The following is a 21,803-nucleotide window of genomic DNA, read 5'->3' as shown; positions in this document are numbered from 1 at the left end:
ACTGTATTTTCTTTTTCGAGTATTAAGCCTACTATGCCACCGTTATTATTTTAGATACCAACTCTAGTGCTATCTACGGCAATTTTAATATTTTCAAAATCATCCTTATTGGCTCTATGGTCATCAATCTTCAAATTAAGCTTTTTAAAGCTTCTGGACGCTTGTGTATAGCTGATAATCTTAAGTTTTTTTGCCTATTTGTACCATATAACCTTTTACAGAACCTACAGCTTGTCTCAAGCCAATTCTAAAAAGATGAACTATTATGTGTATTAAAATTACAACCTCATCACTATAAGTGATATTGCCACCTGCAACTTTTGGACTATTTTCATACCAATTTTCTATAGCTTGATTAACAAAATGAAAAATATTTCCTCTTTTTTTTGAGAAATTCGTTATATTCTCTTTGGTTACTTACTCTCATTTTTTGCGGCATAAGTTATACTTGTTTGGAAAATGCCTATTCTACAACTAAATTCGTTAGTAGTCATATATTGAAAAGCTTTTCTTCTTACAATAACCTCTACCAACACTAGCTATTCAACAAAGCCAGCCTTCTTCAGATAAAGGAGAGAAAGAGAACTGCCCTATCTCCAGATTATCAAGTTTAGTTCCAGGAGTTTTATCACATCTCTTTATTATCTCTTCATGTGATTGTACATCTTGCTCCAGATATCCTACTAAAAATTCATGTAAAGCTTTACCTTCTATAAGCACATTTCGCTTTGCTCAGCTAATTTCAAAATTTCGTCTAGTTCAACATCTTTACCATTAATAGTTGCCTGATCAATCTCAATTTCACTAAGATTTACATTTAAACTAATAAAGTAGTTAACATAATTACCTTTCTTATCTTCTGCACTCCACCTAATTTTCATATCGCATGTTGCATCTTTTGCAAAGCAGTAATTTCTTTTTCCATTATCATTCTTCTCAACCGTTGCTATTCTTTTATCGTTACTGTATATCTCTACTATCTTTACCTAACTTTCATTTCTTTCCATCCATTCAATTTTGTCAGTGAAAAGATGGCTGATTTCTAAGCTATACCCAGGATTAAAAATATTAATACTAAGATGATCATAATGATTAATAGAACGTTTTGCATATGCGCATGGCACATAACATCCATCAAAAAAGGCATGCACTATCAGTTTTGAGAAATTCCTGTACGTTACTTATCCCTTCTTCGACTCGAAGAAGATATCTACCCAACCTCTTTTTAAAATTCTTTCGCTTGTCTTCAGGAATAAACTTTTCATTCAATATACTTATTATTTCTTTTTGCTTACTTAATACCACATAACTGAAAAGGGAAATGTTTTTATTCCATCGATAATAATTCGTTATTTTGTCAAATGGATCTGCAGGCCAGCCTTTATTATAATTTACGTTATCCTTATCATCTTCACACAAATTATCCTTAAGGCCAAAATTCAATTTTCTAAAATATGATAATACTTCTTCTACCCTATCTTCAAAAAATTGAAGTTTATTTTAAAATTCTTTCCCATAATTCATTTTCTCATTTATTTTAAGAAGATATTCACTAAATTTCTTCCTAAAATTTTCTTAATTTTTGTGGGCAAGCCTCTGATCTAATATATCTATTATGTATTTTCGCTTATTTAATATTACGTAGTTAAAAAGGTCACTTTTTTTTCTCCTTTCATAATCTTCTGCTATTTCGTTAAAGTACTCATTACTGTTCTTAAAATCCAATTTTTGAAGTCTTGGAGCACGTTTTTACATCATCCTCATTAAATGAAGATTTGCTTGAGGAGACGCGTCAGTTCTACTTTGATCATCAAGTTGAGGATTTTTTTAGTAGATTGAACTAATAAACTTTCTGTGCTGTTAGAGAAAGAATAATTATTTTCTTCAGATTGAGAACTTTTCTTTTTAGACGTGTTAGTAAAAAATTAGTTAGTGAACCAAACATTAAGCACTTCTTAGTATTACTATTTAACTATAATTTAATGCCAAATGTTGTAAATATAAAATTAATATGTAAATTAATTTTTTAAGACAGTTATAAGTATCTTCCTTCTATAAAAATTTTATAATCAGCATATGAAAAATGTTTAAGATATTGATTTTATTTGTATTTTTATTATTTTACCAGGTAATATTATTACTGAATTAGTCAGACAAATATCTTGGCCAAACTTTACTCCATCCACAAACTCTCCATTTGTTACTCCAGTTGCAATGAACACTGATTCACTTCTTGCCATGTCTTTCACGGTGTAGATTTTTTCTGGGTCAGTGATATTCAAATTTTTTGCTCTTTCTTTTAATTGATCCGTGTCAAATATTAATCTTCCTTCTATCTGCCCACCGATTGAGCTTAGCGCTGCTGCTGCAAGCACTCCCTCTGGAGCTCCTCCTGTGCCGATATACATATCGTGGTTGCCATTTATTAACGAAACTATGGCTGCAACATCACCATCATCTATTAATTTCACTTTTGCTCCTAGCTTCCTAATTTTTGCTATTAATTCATCATGTCTTTCACGTTTAAGTACAGTTACTATAAGATCACTTGCTTTACATCCTTTTGCCTTGGCTAAATTCTCCAGATTCTTCTCAATCCTATTTTTTAGTGAGACTACACCCTCTGGGAGATTTTTTCCCACTGCTATCTTTTCCATGTAAACATCAGGTGCATGTAAAAAATTACCTTTTTTTGTTGCAGCAAGAACAGACATTGCCCCTTGTTTATAATGAGAACAAATCGTAGTGCCCTCAAGTGGATCAACAGCGATGTCAATCTCAGGGCCACTTCCTGTGCCAACTTTTTCTCCGATATATAGCATAGGTGCTTCGTCCCTCTCCCCTTCCCCAATTACAATTGTACCATTTATTTCCATTGAGTTTAGCACCGTACGCATTGCATCAACTGCAACCTGATCGGCCTTTTTTTCATTACCAAGTCCTGCCAATTTATATGCAGCAAGTGCTGCAGCTTCGGTTGCTTTCACTAACTTATAGGCTAAATCTTCTATTGTTTGCTCGAGAATCATAAATCAATATATATATCATGCCATTTGATACTGCAAGATTCCTTTACTAATTTTGATGGAATTGATATAATAAAACATAGTAGTAGTAGGTTTAATTATACTGTACAGTAAGGAGGACATCAGAGAGTTATAGCTAGATGCAGATAAATTTTTAATTAATGATAATAGATACAGCAATAAAGTCACCCTTGAAAGCTTGCAAAATAGGTTAAGAAGAAAGGCTAAATTTAAAGACATTGATTTGCAAAGTAAATGCGAAGGGAACAATTCATTAGGAGATTTAATTTTAAAATTTGTATATGAAAATGACTACCTACGTGTTAGGGAATCTTTCCTTACAATGGATTCAAGCTTCCTGAGCAAGAACAAGTAAATGCTGATGAAAACAAAGAAAAAGAAGAGTAAAATACACCTAATGTAGAAGAAGATAGAGCAAAACCTTGCAGCAGTAATGGAACGTTGGTAATAGATCTGTAGCAACAGCGCCTCCAGTTAGTACTAATGGTAATAGTAACAAAAATGAAGCACCTGTATCAACAAGGACTAGCCCAACTGTCACACCAAATAATGATAAGAAAGCTAACGGCTTTGTAGAGGCTCAATTTCTCCACCACATGAAAAAGAAACTAAATACAAAAAAAGTAAGGAGAGTTTTTACTCCTTATTAAGGAGTGATGTTGTTGTGGTTATTATTGCAGGATTGTTTGTTGCTGCTGTGATGGTTCCATCTTTAGCTGGTGCATGAGTTTGCAGTGTCCTAGCTATTTTGGTTGTAATAGTAACTGGATTACATGTAAAAAATTTTACACTTCCAAGTTACAGCGAAATTAGAGAAAATAAGGTTGAACCTGTAAATTAAAGTTTGAGAAACCATGCAATCTAGCTCCTAGAATCACTTTTCAAACCACTTTACTAGAATTAAGTGGGACTAGTGCGATTCGAACGCACGGCCTTCGGATTAGGAATCCAACGCTCTATCCTACTGAGCTATAGTCCCATGTCTTCTGCTATTTATGCAAAATTATAGCAAAAAGTCTCGCATTTTTCTAGGAACTCTGTACAATTAATTCACAATAATAAAAAATATTTCTGTATTTCTTGAATGTAATACTGTTATATTTAACAATAAGATTCCAATTGAAAGATTAATGCTAGTTAACAATATTAGTTACTTTTATAGCAACCAAGATGGCTTTTCTTTAAGCAACATCAGCATTAAAGTGAAGAAAGGAAGTGTTGTCTGTTTACTAGGTCATTCTGGCTGTGGCAAGTCAACAATTCTAAAATTAATCGCAGGAATAGAAAATCCAAAATCTGGAACCATTGTTATAAATGATAAATTGGTTGCAAGTAACAAAGTGTCAATTGCTATAGAGCGTAGAAATATCGGATTAATTTTTCAGCATTCTGCATTATTTCCTCATAAAACAGTAATACAAAATGTAACTTTTGCTACTTACAGTACTTCTAAGAAAGAAAAATACCTTACTGCATTGGAAATCTTAAAGCTATTTAATATAGAAAAATATGAAAACATGTACCCTCATGCTTTATCAGGAGGACAGCAACAATTAGTTGCAATAGCAAGAGTAATGGCGCAAAATCCTGATGTTGTTTTGCTCGATGAACCATTTTCTAATTTAGATATACTGCTCAAATATCGAATAAGGCACCATATATTGTCACTTTTTAGAAGCAAAAATATTCCTGTACTCATGGTAACTCATGATCCGCAAGAAGCGTTGAAAGTTGCAGATTTTATTTACGTGATGAAAAATGGTAAAATTATTCAATCAGGAGTTCCTAGCTACATATACCACAGACCTAAAGATGATACATTAGCAAAATTTTTTAGTGAGCTTCCTTTTACTCTACAGCTAAACTAAACTTAATGTTAGGCTAAAACTATTATAAGATAATTAAAAACTATTGATTTATAATTCAATAAAAGTGATATAATTTACGTATCACTTGGCTTCAGTCAAGTTTTAATACCTAAAAGTTAATATTTTCAATGGAGGTACAAATGAGTTTAGGTCCATGGCAGCTATTTCTAGTTTTAATAATAATCTTAGTTCTGTTTGGTGCAGGTAGGTTACCACAAGTTATGGGTGATTTAGGAAAAGGCATTAAAAACCTTAAACAAGAACTTAAGGATTCAGAGAAACTATCATCTAATGAACCAGATCGTTAGCTTCCTTATGTTTCGTGACACGCACTAAAGTGCGTGTCACTTGTTTAAACAAGGCTAAAGAATTGAAGAGGTATGATTGAAGTACAGTAATAATTATGTTAGTTACAATGTTATTAAAGGTTGATCGTGGAAGAAGGTGAGAGATTGACTAAAGATAAAAAATTGGCCTCTGATATTCTAAAAGAGGTTGCAGATACTAATAATAACGATACTGATAAAGTAACATTATTTGATATTAAAACAGCTTTACATGAGCGTGGTTTTGGTATTTTGATAATCATCTTCTCTTTACCGCTATCAGTACCTATACCTGTTCCACCTGGCTATACAACCATTCTTTCTATACCTTTAATCTTATTTTCACTGCAGCTTCTATTTGGGTTTGATTCTCCTTGGATGCCTAATTGGCTAGAAAGGAAATCTTTTCAACGTTCAACACTAGCTCTCGTGGTAGAGAAAACTTCACCTACATTAAAAAAAATAGAAAAGTTCATGAAACCAAGAATGTCTTTCATTTTTCGTGGTCCTGGTGAAAAGATTCTAGCTTTTATGATGTTGCTTTGTGCATTATCGATCGCAATCCCACTTCCTTTAACTAACTTCATTCCTGCAATTGGTATAACTCTTATTTCACTCGGCATTATGGGTAAAGATGGATTTTTATCTACGCTGGGATTGTTATTTTCATTCTGTGCGTTATTGGTTACCCTTATTGTAATAGTTAAAGGAACAAAACTTATAGCCGGAACACTTTCTCTTCTTAAAAGCCTTGTAAATTAAAAGCTTTAAAAAACTTTAATAAAAGAATGAAGTACAGTATGAAATGAATAATCGATATTGAAATATAGCAATAACTATGTTAGTTAGAATTTGTATTGTTATTAAAGGGTAACTGTGGAAAAAAGTAAGAGATTGACTAAAGATAAAAAATTGGCCTCTGATATTCTAAAAGAGGTTGCAGATACTAATAATAACGATACTGATAAAGTAACATTATTTGATATTAAAACAGCTTTACATGAGCGTGGTTTTGGTATTTTGATAATCATCTTCTCTTTACCGCTATCAGTACCTATACCTGTTCCACCTGGCTATACAACCATTCTTTCTATACCTTTAATCTTATTTTCACTGCAGCTTCTATTTGGGTTTGATTCTCCTTGGATGCCTAATTGGCTAGAAAGGAAATCTTTTCAACGTTCAACACTAGCTCTCGTGGTAGAGAAAACTTCACCTACATTAAAAAAAATAGAAAAGTTCATGAAACCAAGAATGTCTTTCATTTTTCGTGGTCCTGGTGAAAAGATTCTAGCTTTTATGATGTTGCTTTGTGCATTATCGATCGCAATCCCACTTCCTTTAACTAACTTCATTCCTGCAATTGGTACAACTCTCATTTCGCTGGGTATCATGAGCAAAGATGGATTTCTCTCTATAATGGGAGTATTAGTATCGTTGTGTGGTTTATTACTTACTCTTGTCGTCATAGTTAAAGGACCACAGCTTATATTTGGAGCATTTTCTTTTCTAAAAAGCTTTGTATATGGTTAAGCTTTACAGCACTTTAACAAAAAAAAAAGAGCAATTTACACCGATTGATAAAGATCATATAAAAATGTACGTTTGTGGGCCAACAGTATATGATACAGCACATATAGGTAATGCACGTTCTATTGTAGTTTACGATGTATTGTTTCGACTGCTTAAATTTTGTTATGGAAAAGTTACTTATGTGCGTAATATAACCGACATCGATGACAAGATAATCAATGCAGCAAATGAGAAAAATAGTAATATAGAAAGCATCAGCAAATATTACACTAAAACTTTTCATGAAGATATGAGAAGCATAAATTGCATAGAACCAACACATGAACCAAAAGCAACAGAAAATATAGACCAAATTGTTGAGTTAATTGAATCTTTGCTGCAGTCTGGGCATGCTTATGAAGCAAATAAACATGTATATTTTAGTGTAGAATCTTACCCTGAGTACGGTGTTTTATCAGGAAAAAAAATTGATGAGTTGGATCATGGTAGTAGAATTGAAGTGGGTGAAAATAAAAAACACCCAGGAGACTTCGTACTTTGGAAACCTGCAAACGAAACTGACTATAAACTTTCAAGTCACTGGAATAGTCCATGGGGAGAAGGAAGACCGGGGTGGCATATAGAATGTTCAGCAATGTCATATTCTTATCTTGGAAAAGATTTTGATATTCACGGTGGCGGTATAGACTTGCAATTTCCTCATCATGAGAATGAAATTGCGCAGAGTAAATCTGCATTTGCTGAGTCAACGTTTGCAAAATATTGGATACACAACGGTTTTCTTACGGTAAATAAAGAGAAAATGAGCAAATCATTATTTAATATAGTCAAAGTAAGGGATTTGCTAGATAGTGGAGTCAGAGGTGAAGTAATACGTTATGCACTGCTCAAAACTCACTATAGAAAACCACTTGATTGGACAGAAAATGTTATCTCTGAGTCGCAAGAAACTTTAAACAAGTTTTATCGGTTATTACGTAGTACATGTATTAAGGAAAGTGATGCAGAAGTCTCTAAAGATTTCATAGAGGCTTTGAAAAACGATTTAAACATTCCTGAAGCTGTAGCCACATTGCATGAAATGGTTACAGAAATCAATAAGACAAGTAATGAATGTGAGAGGCTCAAATTAACTAAGAAGTTTGTTAAAAGCGCAAGGTTCATTGGTCTTCTTGAGTCAAGTTATCAAGAGTGGTTTACAAGTGGTGTGAGTCATCAAGAAATAGAAAGGTTGATAGACTTAAGAAAAGTAGCAAAACAAAATAAAGATTATGATACTGCAGACAAAATAAGAGATCAATTGAAGCAAATAGGGGTTACAATTTCTGACAATGAAGATGGTACAACAACTTGGTATGGAAAATTATCTCCTATTGTTTATAGATAGCCTAGTATCGTCGCTTATCTTACCCATACATCAAGGTTTTGTACTTTACACTATGTTATGCTTTAGGTCAAACTACGATCAACTACTTATATTACTTTTTGGAGTATTAGGATCCAGTCTTGGTGGAATAGCTAACTGGTATTTAGGTAGAATAACAATTTTTATCAGAAGATCACATCACAAATTAGAGAATGAAGACAAAACACCAAAAATTGTAAGGCACCTACTGATTTGTGCAGTTGCATTGCTTTCGTGGGTACCACCACTTGGAAGTGTGACTCAGATTTTATCCGGTTACTTCAAGTTAAACCTTTATATTCTTATTCCCTTAATTATTTTATCTAACTTCCTCTGTTTGTTGTATCTAACGTTTATCATCTAACTAAACATCAATAAACAACTTTTCTTCTGGTCATATTGAGCTAAATTTCTTCTTCAAATTACCTTTTAAAATGCTTTTATTAGTTTTTGTCATAATACGATCAAATACTCCTAATAACCTCTTAAGTAAGCTTGGGGTTAGCGAAGAGATAGGATTAACAGATACGTTGTTATTTTTATCATCACCATTTGCTTTGTAGTCTATTGAAATAATCCCCCTACTCTTCCCACCAGTCAGAAGTTTTCCGATTATAGGGATTTTCAACAAAGATTTGTTAATTGAGTATGCCGGTATTACTTGTCCTTCAACCTGGAATTTATAACCCTTAATATCGAGCGTACCACTAGTGCTAATGCCTAATTCCGCTCCTTCAAGCCAAGATTCTTCAATTTCAACAGTGCCATCTTTATATGAAAAAGGTGCATTACACTTATAAAAGTGTACACCTTCGTTCTTTATAGCATTTACAATACCAGGCAGTGAAGACATTGATAATAAAGTGGTAAGCAGTGAAGCATCTTTGATATAGAAGTTGCTGATAGATAACATACCATAATGTTCTCCATTTTCTCTCTTAGAAGAGAGATAAAGGGATAATTTGCCATTTTTAACTGATTTACCAATACCTAAAGAACGCAAAAGCATACCTGAATTATCCGCGTATATTTCAAGCCCTATTTTACTATGTTCTACTAGAATATTACTGTTATCTTCTAAAAAATGTCCTGTGAATTGACTTCCACTACAATCACCTTTAACACAAGTTACATTTAGCTTAGCATCTTTTATGATAATTCCTTCTTTCATAATTATATTATCAACATTCATAGTAATTTCTATTTTGTTATTTAATCGATTACTATCTTTGCCAAGTAAACCTAACACATCACTTAAGTTGATTTTCTCACCGTTAATAATTATGGCATTTTTCTCCTTACCTGATTCAATTTCTATACTAAAATTAGTATCAGATAATTTAAAGTTGCTAGAATTTAAATATAGATTTCCATTCTCTACTCTTCCGCTAAATTTTATGTCTAGATCATTTCCCACAACATCTAGTTTATCTATTAGTAACTTACCTGCTCCTTTTAGCCTTGTAGAAAATAAAACTTCATTGTGATCTTCAAAATAGTTTTTCCAACCTAAGTAGCTTGAACGCAACTCGAGCTCTGATAAATCTATATTACCATTAACATACCCTGTTTTGTCTTGATAAATTACTGACTCTATATTTGTATTGATATAACCATCACCGAAATTAAATATTTGAGCAGGTAAATCTCCAGTCAAACTCCAGGCAAAATTTTCATTTTTATTGCTACTTTTGAGGTCAAATAGCAGCTGTGTATTATTTACCATACCACTGCCATTTAAATCAATAAAATCTCTGCCGAAATCAAGCTTAATATTATACTTACCAAGACTTTCATTATATACGACCAAATTATCAATTTCAGAATAGAAATTTGCTGAGAAGTCCACTTTTTTACTATCACCATTTAGATTGAAAATACGAAAATTGAATATAGAATTTGCTATTCCACCTACTTTATCTCTTTCAAATTTTACCACATCATCCAGCTTAAATTTTATAGGCTCATATAACCCATAAGCATCACTTACAGCCTGACCATTAATGGTAAGAACAGAATCTTCTTTATTTAGAGAGTTCATTTCAATATGACCACTGTTGATAGTAAAATTCTGAAACTTAGCTCTATTTACAATAATTTTGAGATTGTTATCCTTGAGAGTTAACTCACCTTTCAAGTTCTCTACTCGTTCAAAATCCTCATCAAATTGAACGCTGCCATTTTCTATATCAGCAACAATTGCAATATCTGACAGATCATCATTTATCAAACTATCGATTTTACCGTTAAAACTTATAATTGTATTTATAATATTCCCATCAATATTATTACAATACCACTTTCTAAATTTATTGTTCACTAGACTATCTGGTACATAAGTACATAAATCTTTTGCAACAAGTTTACTAATATTAACTCTAAGCAAAGCATGATTTGTGCCAAAGTTCATTTTGCCAATCAAAGAAAGGTAAGTATCATTTAACTTAAAATGAAAGTTTTTTACGCTAATGATTTTATCACTATATGTCAAATTCACATTTACATTAGTCAAGGCTAAGTTTTTACCTGAGTGACTCTCTGTATTTAACACGTATATGTTTCCATCCATAACTTCATCATTTCCATCAATTTTCATTGAGAAGTTCCCTTTGAACCCTATTTCTTTGTCCAAATTGTAACTTTTAACTAGTGTGGAAAACTCGTTAAATAGCCCCAACTTTAGGTTATAAAATGTTCCATACAAATTTAACAAATTATTGCGATTTTTTATCACAATAGATAAATCATCTAGAATCCCCTTTTTATCTTTTGTATGAACACGAACATCCAAAACATTAAAATTTTCCTCCTTTCCTACATATACTTTATCAATGAAGAATTCACCTTCCATATTTTTATTGATAGCAATGTTAGTAATTTTAATCCTTGAGTCTTCATTTAAGTAGAAAAAAATTTTTCTTATTGTCTTCAGCAGATTTTTTGTACTACTCATCTTATCTGTGATTACAGATGTTGTTATTCCTCTGGTCTCTTCCTTCTTGATATATATTTGTACATTACTAGCTAAAACCTGAGAGAACTTTTTGGAACTTAACTTAAAGTGTACAAAAAGCTCAGGAACTTCTATAGTAAAGTCAGGATTTGTTATTTTTAAATCTGTAATGACTAGCTTGCCATCTTTCTGCCAGATAAACGAGGTACTCTCCATGCTGACATCCGAATTGGTAAATATCTTTAATATTTTTTTCTTTATATAAAAATTAATATAACTAATATTGATTTCTAAAGGACCTTCCCATTTAAAAGGGATAAAGAAGCAGAATATAAATAATAAAATTATAGAAAATGATAGAGCTATTTTTTTAAGCATCGATTATTGCTTTTCTTGCTAAGCTGTCGGCTTCTTCATTGTATTTATCACCATTATGTGCTTTCACCCACTTCCAGTTAATCTCATGTTGCAAAGCAACATCGTCTAATTCTTTCCATAATTCTATATTTTTTACTGACTTCTTATTACTTGTCTTCCAACCGTTCATTTTCCACTTATTTATCCATTCTGTTATACCATATTTAACATAGAGGCTATCCGTATACAAGCTGATATTACAAGGGAATTTTAATACCTTAAGTCCATTGATCACTGCTGTTAACTCCATTTTATTATTTGTAGTATTTTCTTCTCTACCACAGATGTTCTTTCTATGATTTTGAAATAATATGATTGCTGCCCACCCTCCTATCCCTGGGTTACCAGAGCATGCTCCATCTGTATATATTGTCACTTCCTTTTTCTTCATCTTTAACTGTAATGAATTAATACAGTATATCGTTGCTTCTATAAAATCACTATTTTCATAGATATAGAGGCAATTTAAGCTGCACCTTTAAATTTTATTATGGAAATAAAAAAAAGTGCTACAACGAGCATTATTAGAAGAGAAAGTAAAAGATAGTTTTTATGTTCTTTCATGGTTAAAACAAATCAATAGAGCAGTAAATAACGCTGGCAAAAAGAGAAAATAGATAAGAAATCGAATAAGAAAACATTTTTTTCTGCGAGTTATGACTCTTAAGCCTTATAACGGATGCAGCAAACCAAATAAAAACACCCCCTTCAATAATTGCCATACTGAGGTAAAATAGAGCCTTTTTCAAAAAAAATACTGGAAGTAAGCTAGTTAATACGAGTAACACGCTATAGATTAATATATATTTCCTCGTTTTTTCTGGACCATAAACGATATTGAACATTGGAATCGATGCTTTTTTATAATCTTCAGATCTATTTAAGGATAGAGCCCAAAAATGTGGTGGAGTCCACATAAAAATTATTAAAAATAGAACACAACTTCCCCAGCTTACAGAGTCAGTTACAACCGCCCAGCCAATCATTGGAGGAAAAGCACCTGCTGCACCACCAATAATAATATTCTGCGGAGTACGCCTTTTGAGCCAAATTGTATACACAAAAACATAAAATAATATGCTAATTGCAAGCAAAGCAGCAGAAACATAGTTGACTGCTATTGCCATGATAAATACTGACAATATTCCAAGAGTTATGCCAAATTCAAGCGCGCTTTCTGCAGAAACTCTACCTGAAGGTATAGGGCGGTTTTTTGTTCTCTCCATAAGCAAGTCTATATCTCTGTCATACCACATATTTATTGCACCTGCAGATCCTGAACCAAGAGCAATGCACATAAGAGATATTAGTGAAAGGAAAGGATGAATGCTACCCGGTGCAGCAACCATTCCAGCAATTGCAGTAAACACTACAAGGTACATTATCCTTGGCTTCAGCAAATGCCAAAAGTCCAATATTGTCGATTCAACGTTTAACAAAGCACTTATATACACTTTATTTTACCACTGGTGGCTTTTCGAAAGTATGAAAAGGTGGTGGTGAAGATACAGTCCACTCTAAGGTATCACCCCCCCAAGGATTATCTCCAGTCTTTTTGCCCCACTTAAAGAGATGTATAACTATAAATACAAAGAACGTAACTGAAACAAAGGACATATATGAACCAATTGAGGATATATAATTCCAAGGGATAAACGCGTCGGGATAATCAGGTATACGCCTTGGCATACCTGCTAATCCCAGGAAATGCTGGGGTAAGAAAGTGACATTGGTGCTAATAAAAGTGAGCCAAAAGTGTATCTTTCCTAAACACTCGTTATATTGCTTACCTGACATTTTGCCTATCCAATAATAAAAACCGGCAAAAGCTCCAAATAATGCAGCAAGCGACATGACATAGTGAAAGTGAGCAACGACATAATAGGTATCGTGCAAAAGCTTATCTATTCCACCGTGAGAAAGAATTATCCCTGTTATACCACCTCCAACAAACATGAAAATAAAACCTAATGCAAATAGCATTGGTGTCTTCAATTCAATCGCTCCACCCCACATAGTTGCAATCCAACTAAAGACTTTTACACCAGTTATAACACCAATGAAAATTGTGCTAGTGCTAAAAAATATAGTAGCATCCTCGCCAAGCCCAACAGTAAACATATGGTGAGCCCAAACCATAAAGCCAAACGTTGCTATTCCTATCATAGCATAAACCATTCCCATATAACCAAATACTGGCCTATGAGAAAAAGTTGACACAATCTGACTAATGATACCAAATGCAGGAAAAATAATTATGTAAACTTCTGGATGACCAAAAAACCAAAACAGATGTTGAAATAACACAGGATCACCACCACCAGCAGGATCAAAAAAGGAGGTACCTATATTACGATCAGTGAGCAGCATAGTTATAGCACCAGCAAGTACCGGCAAGGCAACAATTAACATGAATGATGTGAGTAAAATAGACCAGACAAATAGTGGTATCTTAGTGAGTGGCATACCTTTTGCACGCATATTGAATATGGTAACTATAAAGTTGATTGCTCCAACAATTGATGACATACCAGCAATATGAAGTGCAAGTATAGCAAGATCAACTCCTGCACTTGGGTGGGACATAATTTGCGACAAAGGTGGGTATAAAGTCCATCCTGTTCCAGGACCTTCTCCAGCAAATACCGAGAGGACAAGCAAAATAAAAGATGAAACTAACAACCAAAAACTCAAATTATTCATACGAGGAAATGCCATATCTGGTGAACCAATCATGAGAGGTACGAACCAATTACCAAATCCTCCCATTAAGGCTGGCATTATCATAAAAAACACCATGATTACCGCATGCCCTGTAATCATTACGTTATATAGCTGGTAATTATTGTTAAATATATTAATGTGCATTAGCTGAGTACGAATAATTACCGATAGTAATCCACCAATAATTCCAGCTAATATGGAAAAAATAATGTATAGTGTCCCTATATCTTTGTGATTAGTAGAAAACAGCCAACGTCTTATACCTTTTGGTACATCACTCATATCTATACTCCAAACTTAACTTGCTAATTTTTTACCTTCAATCCACTTATTAAAATCTTCTTTACTCACTGCTTCAACAACAATTGGCATAAATCCATGACCTTGACCACATAGTTCATAACATTGCCCATAATAAATACCGGGCTTGGTAACGTTAAACCATGCTTCATTCAGCCTACCTGGTATTGCATCAATTTTTATACCAAAAGCCGGTATTCCCCAGCTATGTATTACATCTCCTGCTGTCACTTGTAAACGAATATTAGTATTGATAGGTAAAATAACGTTATTGTCGACAGAGAATAGTTTTAAATCTCTTTCAGTAAAGTCTTCTTTTCCTTTTATATAGCTGTCAAATGAAATACCTTGATATTCTGGGTACTGGTAACTCCAATACCATTGATGACCAATAACTTTTAGTGTTATGTCAGCTTTTGGCACTTTCTCCTGTAGTTTAATTAATTCAGCATTTTTAAAAGCCAATACCCCAACAACAATCGTTGGTATAACAAACCAGATAATTTCTACAAAGATATTATGAGTTATTTTATTAACACTTTTCACTTTGCTCTTACGAAAGCGAAATACTACATAAGCAATCAGGGCCCATACAAAAAGCATAATCGCAATCATTACACTCATCACAAACGAATGCGACTTAACTATAACCTCCATTATCTCAGTTGCAGGCGTAGGAAATCCAAATTGCCAAGAAGTAGGAGCAGAAGCAACCGATACGTTTGAGTAAAACATCATCAACAATGCAAATAACTTCACCATATTTTTTGCTGTAAAACAATTGTATAATAATATATATAAACTTACTATGCAAACAGAGATTATAGAATGTACACAAGTGTTTTGCTAAATATTGAATCAAAAGTAAATGATGATTAATATTTTTTTAGCATTTAATAAATATAATGACACGATACTAACTTGAGTAAAAAGCATTTACATGAATCTATTTTAAGTTAAAATATTATAATATTTAAAGTTAAGTATTTACTCTAAGGGAATTCTATAATAAGTTTAATAGTGTCTGTTATTGCTAATAACCCTCTAGCCTCACACCTAAAAGCAGTAACAGACACTATTAAACTTGAGGTAAGTTTGTCTGTTTATAACTCATTAAGGTAAAAGTCTTACTAATTCATTTAATTCTATTATACAGCTGAGTTTACTAATTAACCTTTAATATTTACGTTACCATTTGCATCCTAGATCAAAGATTTACATGTTATAGAAAATAATTATAAAATAATATACTACTTGTGTGTAATTTTTTTTTGCACATCAAACCCTGTAAACAGATTTTTTTAGAAAAGCCAAATAAATTATCTCTCTATGAAAGATCTGTCGAATGTTGCAATTATAGGTGTAAACAAGAATGATAAAAGAGTGCGGGATTGAGTAACTACATATACTTCTACTGGCATACCAGGATATAGGTATACGTTTTTAAACTGAGCAAGTTCTGATTTTGGTATCACCACTCGCACTGAATAATAACGCCCCATCCTTGGATCATCAAGAGCATCAGGGGAAATATGGTTTACTATACCGTTAATTAAACTTAAGCGACGTGCACTATAAGCGCTTAGCCTTACTTTAACTTTCAGCCCTTCTAGTCCATCGATAGAAACTATATTGCTATCTTTCTTTTTTGCTGACAGTATCTCTTCTATGTTTCTGGTTAGAACTTTAGCATCTATTATTAGATCATCATCTGATGGTACTATACTCATGATTGGAACTCCAGATTGTATAACACCACCTTCAGTGTGGTATCTTATATCTGTAACTATACCATCTTGAGGTGATTTAATTATTGTACGTGCTAACGAATCTTCAGCAACCATCAGCCTCTCCTTTAAATCTGCAATAGATGTATTAACTTCCTTAAGCTCAGCATTTGCTCTTTCTTGAGCATCATTCTTCACATTTATAATCTCTAACTCATTTTCTCCAATCTTTTGCTGTACTTGAGATATTGCAGAAGAGTAATGTCCAACTCTACCCTCAATTTCAGCAAACTGTTTTTCTAAAGATAAAATGTGTGGTTTGCTTATATGGCCACTATCAAGTAATTGTCTTTTTGTTTCTAACTCCTCAGTTATCAAGTCATATTGCTTATGGGCTGCATTTAGTTGAAAATTTAGCCCTGCTAATTCAGCATTTAACTGCTTTATACGTTGTTGCAGTATGCCAGTTTTTCCTAATATACTCTCTCTCTGAGAGTTGAACAACTTTACCTGATTCTTTATCACTTTATTTACAAGTTCATCGTTAGACAATCTTTTAACTTCATCAGAAAATTCTAGCGTATCTGAGTCTCCCCTAATTGCAATAAGTCTTGCTTCAGTTGCCAAAAGTGATAAGAGTTTTTCTTTAATTATACTAGAATTTGCCTTTTCGTTAACATCACTTAATAAAACTAAAGGCTCATCTTTTTTAACTACTTGACCTTCTTTTACTAAAATTCTGCTTATTATTCCCCCACCCAAGTGTTGCACTATTTTTCTATTTGAAGAGACAATAACTTCTCCACTTGCATGCACTGCTCCGTCAATTGGAGCTATAGCTGACCAAATACCACCTATTCCAAAAAAGATGAATATCACCACTAAACCAAAAAATAGTGGTCCCCATGTGACTTTTAGGACTTCATTTACGTTATTACTCTCACGTTTAAAAATAAAATTTATCATCGCATCAATCCATGCGAACGCCTTATCCAAAAATCGATATTTCTTCTTTCTATTTCCCGTCCTTTGCATATCTATATCATCACTACCAATCAGGCCTGTCAAAGAAAGTCCAGCACTAAGCTTCTTTAACTCACTCATTATAATACTACTGCGAGTTCTCGTTAACCAGGATAACACACAAAAACAAAGAATCTATACCTTAAGTACTTTACTTAGACTACGGAGCATTAGAATAAACTATTTAGTAACAATTCTTATACTCTATTCAACGGTTCAGCATTAGGATAGAAAATCAAAAAGGTTTTACAATAACCATAATAACTATAATTATTATTAACACTGTTACTGCTTCGTTTAAAACACGAAAATAAACGTGAGTTTTCTTATTCAAGCCCACTGCAAAATTTTTTCTATACTTTGCAAGTAGGACATGAATAGCAAACATTAAGAATAATGCTAGCGCTTTTACATGAAACCACCCTTCGCGATATGCTTCCCTAATAATCATTAGCATAATTCCAAAACCAAGGGAGAAAAGCATTGCAGGGTTTATAATATATCTAAGGAGTCTCTTCTCCATTATTTGAAGTAAGCTGTCATTTTCTGAACCTGTTTTTACAGATGCATGGTAAACATAAAGCCTTGGCAAATAGAGCATACCTGCCACCCACATAATTACAGAGATAACGTGACAAGCTTCAAGCCAGTGATAGTAGTCCATATAGATAGTATTATAAAATGTTAAAATTTCTGGTATGATCTCAATTTAATAAAAGAAAGTCAATATGAAAGCAGAAAATTTCACTAAAGAACAGGTGATTGGATTCTACAGAAAAATGCTTCTCATACGTAGATTTGAGGAAAAAGCAGGACAATTATACGGAATGGGATTAATAGGAGGATTCTGTCACTTATCAATAGGGCAAGAAGCAGTTGCAGTTGGTACTCAAGCTGCATCAAAATCTGGTGATGCTTTTATCACAAGCTATAGAGACCATGGATTAATGCTTGCATGTAACTCTGATCCGAATGTTGTGATGGCAGAACTAACCGGCAAAGGAACAGGGTGTTCAAAAGGCAAAGGTGGCTCAATGCACATATTTGATGTTGAAAAAAATTTCTTTGGTGGACATGGAATAGTAGGTGCACAAGTCCCAATTGGGACAGGAATAGCATTTGCTAATAAATACAAGCAAAAAGATAACGTTGTATTCACATATTTTGGTGACGGTGCTGCAAATCAAGGACAAGTATATGAATCATTTAATATGGCATCTTTGTGGAAGTTACCTGTGGTTTATATCATAGAAAATAACGAATACGCAATGGGAACTTCTGTACACAGATCAACTTTAGTAACTGAACTATATAAAAGAGGAGAGAGTTTTGGTATTCCTGGAAAACAAGTTGATGGAATGGATTTTTTCTCTGTCTATGAGTTAACAAGTGAAATAGCTGAGCATGTACGTGGGGGAAAAGGACCTCTCTTGCTTGAAATGAAGACATATCGATATCGTGGCCATTCAATGTCAGATCCTGCTACTTATCGCTCAAAAGAAGAAGTTGAAGATATGAAGCAAAATCATGATCCTATAATTACCCTAAAGCAGTATATAACAGACAATAAAATCGCTTCTGATGAAGAGTGCAAAGCTATTGATAAGGAAATACGAGATTTAGTAAAAAAGTCAGAAGATTTTGCTAAAAATAGTAAAGAGCCAGGCATTGATGAACTATATACTGATGTTTATAAATTTGTTAGCTAATCAGTTGCTATCAAAATTGTGTTTTGGCCTACTATAGATATTTTTTGGCAGCACTTAGCTTTATTATATAACAGCCTAGTCAATAGAAACTGTAGTAACTCTTATATTATTGATATACACTACTCTTGGATCATAGGTTAAATGAGTTTTATTTGACTTTTTGTGCTAGTTTGCAGAATATGAAGTTATCAATTGAATAAAATACATGACAAAAGAAAACTGGGAGACAGTAATTGGACTTGAGATACACGCTCAGGTTTCTTCTAAGACAAAGCTATTTTCTAATTCACCAACGGAATTTGGCACTGAGCACAATACTCAAGTTTCTCTAGTTGATGCAGCAATGCCAGGTACATTGCCAATATTAAATTATTTCTGCATAGAGCAAGCAATACGTACCGGTCTTGCACTTTCTGCAGAAATTAATAAATGTTCTTACTTTGATCGTAAAAATTATTTTTATCCCGATTTACCACAAGGTTACCAAATAACCCAGTTTTTTGAGCCAATAGTTAAAAATGGTAAAGTGTTTATCAAAAATAATGAAAAAGAAATAAGAATAGCAAGAATTCACTTAGAGCAAGATGCAGGAAAGAGTATTCATGAAGAAAGCAAAACTTACGTAGATTTAAATCGTGCAGGTGTTGCTTTAATGGAAATTGTTTCGGAGCCAGATCTTCGTTCATCTGCAGAAGCTGCAGAATTCATGAAAAAATTGAGGCAGATTTTGCGTTACATCGGTTCATGTGATGGTAATATGGAAAAGGGGTCACTTCGCTGTGATGCAAATGTTTCTGTTCGCCCAAAGGGTAGTAGCACATTTGGCACTCGTTGTGAAATAAAAAACTTAAATTCAATACGTTATATTGTACAAGCTATAGATTATGAAGCACAAAGGCAGATCAAAATTTTGGAAAGCGGAGGAAAAATAAGTCAAGATACCTTATTGTTTGATGTCACTTTAGGAAAAACAAAAGTGATGAGAAGCAAAGAAGATTCAAGTGACTATAGATATTTCCTTGAACCTGATTTGCTACCTGTTGAAATAAGCCAACACAAAATTGATTCTATTAAATCATCTTTACCCGAATTGCCAGATCAAAAAAAACTTCGATACATAGAAGAATTAGGTATCAATGAATATGATGCAGACGTTATCACTTCTGATAAAGAAATTGCCGATTATTTTGAAAAATTAGCAAAAAAGCACGATTCAAAGATTGCAGTTACCTGGTTAACCGTCGAGCTTTTCGGTCGTTTAAATAAAACAAATATTAATATTGTTAGCTCTCCAATTAAAGCAGATGCTTTATCCGAACTCCTCGACTTTATCGTCGATGGAACGATCTCTGCTAAACTTGGTAAACAAGTTTTTGATATTATGTTTGAAACTGGAAAGCCTGCATCCCTTATTATAGAAGAGCAGAATCTCAAGCAAATAACTGACACATTTCAAATCTCAAAAGTAATAGATAAAATCGTCAATGACAACCAAGATAAAGTTCAAGAATATAAGGGTGGTAAAACAAGATTGTATGGGTTCTTTGTTGGTGAAGTCATGAAATCCACCAGAGGAAAAGCCAGCCCTGATGTCGTAAACTTGGTTTTGAGTGAAAAATTAAAATTGAGTGCCTAGGTGTACGGTCCCAGATCTTTTGCTATTTGCTTGACTTATTTCTTTACATAGCTTCTAATTTAAATTCTGCTGTCTATTATCTTTCATTCATAACATTTTGCAAAACGTTTTTGCTTTCTTCTCTGCTGGTCACTATTGCTTATATAAAGCAAGTACAGTATTGAATGATGTTGCAAGTACTCAGTTCGGCAATATTATCGATTTTAGACGAAGTTAAGATTTTGATTTTTTATTCAAACTCTTCTGAAAGTTTTTATACATATTGAAGACATCTTGATAACTTAGGTAAGTGTAAACTTGAGTAGTTTCAAGGCTTGAGTGGCCAAGCAGCTGTTGTATTGATCTTATGTCAATACCTTCCTGAAGTAAATGAGTAGCAAAACTATGGCGAAATGCATGTGGAGATAAAATTTCTGGTAAATTTAAAAATCTTCTTATTTTTTGTAAACGATTAGCAACATAAGTTCTTCCCAATTTTTTTCCTCTTACCCCCACAAAAAGATGTCCCGCTCCGTCAAAGTGGGGACAAGCTTTTATATATTTTTGTATACACTTTTTTACTATTGGAAGAATAAATACCTGCCTTTGTTTATCTCCCTTACCTGTTACTATTAAACTTTCATTGCTAATATCACTAACCTTAAGATTCAGTGCTTCAGTGATTCTTAAGCCCGTACCATATAGCAGAACGACAATTGCAATTTCTCTTTTTACTACCCAAGGCTCGCCTAGATCAGGCAATTTCATTTCTTTCAATAGAGTTTCTATGTTAAATATTGAAAGTGCTTTAGGTAGAGTTCTTCTCTGAATTGGCCTTGATAAAGAAAATACTGCTTCATTATTGATTTCATAATTGTTTTTTATATATTTAAAAAAATTTCTGATTACTGACAATGCGCGAGTGTTAGATCTCGCATTTACACCTCTTGCATAACGAGAGGTAAACCAACTTCTCAGTTCAGGTATGCTTAATTTTTCTAAAGAGCCAACATTTACTTCTTCACCAATGTGAGTATTTAGGAAACTTATAAGATCTTTGAGGTCTCTCATGTATGACTCCAAAGTGTTTGATGAGTAAGACCTGTTGTACTTTAGCCAATCATACCATTTTTCAATGATCGAACCGAGGTCCACA

Annotated in this window: 21 protein-coding genes, 1 tRNA gene and 1 pseudogene; 9 read left to right on the top strand and 14 right to left on the bottom strand. The window is 33.2% G+C overall.

The window, feature by feature from the left end:
• Positions 1-53: 53 nt before the first annotated feature.
• The 5 genes and pseudogenes from wTpre_RS07450 to glpX all read right to left on the bottom strand — a co-directional run.
• A pseudogene (locus wTpre_RS07450) lies at positions 54-439 on the bottom strand (transposase); the annotation flags it as partial.
• Between the two features lie 104 nt (positions 440-543).
• Positions 544-720 carry a hypothetical protein gene (locus wTpre_RS06205; protein ID WP_245609482.1) on the bottom strand — a complete coding sequence of 59 codons (177 nt, stop codon included), beginning with the start codon at positions 718-720 and terminating at the stop codon, positions 544-546.
• The gene (locus tag wTpre_RS06200) at positions 711-881 is read right to left on the bottom strand and encodes a hypothetical protein (RefSeq protein ID WP_245609481.1); all 171 of its coding nucleotides are present in this window, start codon (positions 879-881) and stop codon (positions 711-713) included. The genes wTpre_RS06205 and wTpre_RS06200 overlap by 10 nt, the downstream gene beginning before the upstream one ends.
• 253 nt (positions 882-1,134) lie before the next feature.
• Entirely contained in the window at positions 1,135-1,443 is a 309-nt protein-coding gene (locus wTpre_RS06195) for a hypothetical protein (RefSeq protein WP_245609480.1), read from the bottom strand.
• Positions 1,444-2,087: 644 nt separating this feature from the next.
• Entirely contained in the window at positions 2,088-3,011 is a 924-nt protein-coding gene (gene glpX / locus wTpre_RS00950) for a class II fructose-bisphosphatase (RefSeq protein ID WP_068652569.1), read from the bottom strand.
• Between the two features lie 214 nt (positions 3,012-3,225).
• On the opposite strand from glpX, the gene wTpre_RS06190 reads away from it, so the two are divergent.
• Complete coding sequence (locus wTpre_RS06190; protein ID WP_245609479.1) at positions 3,226-3,402, top strand: hypothetical protein; 177 nt, start codon at positions 3,226-3,228, stop codon at positions 3,400-3,402.
• A gap of 550 nt (positions 3,403-3,952) precedes the next feature.
• Here the strand turns inward: wTpre_RS06190 and wTpre_RS00940 are convergent.
• Positions 3,953-4,026: transfer RNA gene (locus wTpre_RS00940), tRNA-Arg, on the bottom strand.
• A 151-nt stretch (positions 4,027-4,177) separates the two neighbouring features.
• Here wTpre_RS00940 and wTpre_RS00935 point away from each other — a divergent pair.
• The 6 genes from wTpre_RS00935 to wTpre_RS07260 all read left to right on the top strand — a co-directional run bounded on the left by wTpre_RS00935 (position 4,178) and on the right by wTpre_RS07260 (position 8,543).
• The gene (locus wTpre_RS00935; RefSeq protein WP_068651293.1) at positions 4,178-4,915 is read left to right on the top strand and encodes an ABC transporter ATP-binding protein; all 738 of its coding nucleotides are present in this window, start codon (positions 4,178-4,180) and stop codon (positions 4,913-4,915) included.
• Positions 4,916-5,055: 140 nt separating this feature from the next.
• On the top strand, positions 5,056-5,223 hold the full coding sequence (tatA, locus tag wTpre_RS00930; RefSeq protein ID WP_006013840.1) for a twin-arginine translocase TatA: 168 nt from the start codon (positions 5,056-5,058) through the stop codon (positions 5,221-5,223).
• 126 nt (positions 5,224-5,349) lie between these two features.
• A complete protein-coding gene (locus tag wTpre_RS00925; RefSeq protein WP_068651291.1) occupies positions 5,350-6,003 on the top strand; it encodes an exopolysaccharide biosynthesis protein in 654 nt (217 codons plus the stop codon).
• A gap of 114 nt (positions 6,004-6,117) precedes the next feature.
• Positions 6,118-6,774, top strand: a complete 657-nt coding sequence (locus tag wTpre_RS00920; protein WP_068651290.1) for an exopolysaccharide biosynthesis protein — start codon at positions 6,118-6,120, stop codon at positions 6,772-6,774.
• A complete protein-coding gene (cysS, locus tag wTpre_RS00915) occupies positions 6,767-8,161 on the top strand; it encodes a cysteine--tRNA ligase (RefSeq protein WP_068651289.1) in 1,395 nt (464 codons plus the stop codon). The genes wTpre_RS00920 and cysS overlap by 8 nt, the downstream gene beginning before the upstream one ends.
• A complete protein-coding gene (locus wTpre_RS07260) occupies positions 8,130-8,543 on the top strand; it encodes a hypothetical protein (protein WP_083495779.1) in 414 nt (137 codons plus the stop codon). Before cysS ends, wTpre_RS07260 begins: the two co-directional genes overlap by 32 nt.
• Before the next feature lie 30 nt (positions 8,544-8,573).
• Here wTpre_RS07260 and wTpre_RS00905 read toward each other — a convergent pair whose 3' ends face one another.
• From wTpre_RS00905 to hemJ, 7 genes are all read right to left on the bottom strand, one after another.
• The gene (locus tag wTpre_RS00905; RefSeq protein WP_068651287.1) at positions 8,574-11,510 is read right to left on the bottom strand and encodes a YhdP family protein; all 2,937 of its coding nucleotides are present in this window, start codon (positions 11,508-11,510) and stop codon (positions 8,574-8,576) included.
• Positions 11,503-11,940: a ribonuclease HI gene (rnhA, locus tag wTpre_RS00900; protein ID WP_068651285.1), complete on the bottom strand. Its 438-nt coding sequence runs from the start codon at positions 11,938-11,940 to the stop codon at positions 11,503-11,505. Before rnhA ends, wTpre_RS00905 begins: the two co-directional genes overlap by 8 nt.
• A gap of 175 nt (positions 11,941-12,115) precedes the next feature.
• Positions 12,116-13,003, bottom strand: a complete 888-nt coding sequence (locus wTpre_RS00895; protein WP_068651283.1) for a heme o synthase — start codon at positions 13,001-13,003, stop codon at positions 12,116-12,118.
• A 1-nt stretch (position 13,004) separates the two neighbouring features.
• On the bottom strand, positions 13,005-14,555 hold the full coding sequence (gene ctaD / locus wTpre_RS00890) for a cytochrome c oxidase subunit I (RefSeq protein ID WP_068651281.1): 1,551 nt from the start codon (positions 14,553-14,555) through the stop codon (positions 13,005-13,007).
• A gap of 15 nt (positions 14,556-14,570) precedes the next feature.
• Complete coding sequence (gene coxB / locus wTpre_RS00885; protein WP_068651279.1) at positions 14,571-15,335, bottom strand: cytochrome c oxidase subunit II; 765 nt, start codon at positions 15,333-15,335, stop codon at positions 14,571-14,573.
• Between the two features lie 557 nt (positions 15,336-15,892).
• The gene (locus tag wTpre_RS00880; RefSeq protein WP_068651277.1) at positions 15,893-17,404 is read right to left on the bottom strand and encodes an HlyD family type I secretion periplasmic adaptor subunit; all 1,512 of its coding nucleotides are present in this window, start codon (positions 17,402-17,404) and stop codon (positions 15,893-15,895) included.
• A gap of 154 nt (positions 17,405-17,558) precedes the next feature.
• Positions 17,559-17,987 carry a protoporphyrinogen oxidase HemJ gene (hemJ, locus tag wTpre_RS00875; protein WP_068651275.1) on the bottom strand — a complete coding sequence of 143 codons (429 nt, stop codon included), beginning with the start codon at positions 17,985-17,987 and terminating at the stop codon, positions 17,559-17,561.
• 64 nt (positions 17,988-18,051) lie between these two features.
• On the opposite strand from hemJ, the gene pdhA reads away from it, so the two are divergent.
• Both pdhA and gatB read left to right on the top strand, forming a co-directional pair.
• Positions 18,052-19,032, top strand: coding sequence for a pyruvate dehydrogenase (acetyl-transferring) E1 component subunit alpha (pdhA, locus tag wTpre_RS00870; RefSeq protein WP_068651273.1), 981 nt, complete (start codon positions 18,052-18,054; stop codon positions 19,030-19,032).
• A 205-nt stretch (positions 19,033-19,237) separates the two neighbouring features.
• The gene (gatB, locus tag wTpre_RS00865) at positions 19,238-20,668 is read left to right on the top strand and encodes an Asp-tRNA(Asn)/Glu-tRNA(Gln) amidotransferase subunit GatB (RefSeq protein ID WP_068651271.1); all 1,431 of its coding nucleotides are present in this window, start codon (positions 19,238-19,240) and stop codon (positions 20,666-20,668) included.
• Positions 20,669-20,881: 213 nt separating this feature from the next.
• Here gatB and wTpre_RS00860 read toward each other — a convergent pair whose 3' ends face one another.
• Positions 20,882-21,802, bottom strand: a complete 921-nt coding sequence (locus tag wTpre_RS00860) for a tyrosine-type recombinase/integrase (protein ID WP_068651269.1) — start codon at positions 21,800-21,802, stop codon at positions 20,882-20,884.
• Position 21,803: the final 1 nt, after the last annotated feature.

This window comes from Wolbachia endosymbiont of Trichogramma pretiosum (assembly GCF_001439985.1).
In the GTDB taxonomy this organism is placed as follows: domain Bacteria; phylum Pseudomonadota; class Alphaproteobacteria; order Rickettsiales; family Anaplasmataceae; genus Wolbachia.
Note: the sequence above shows the minus strand (reverse complement) of the source record. Positions and strands in the feature narration are given on the sequence as shown.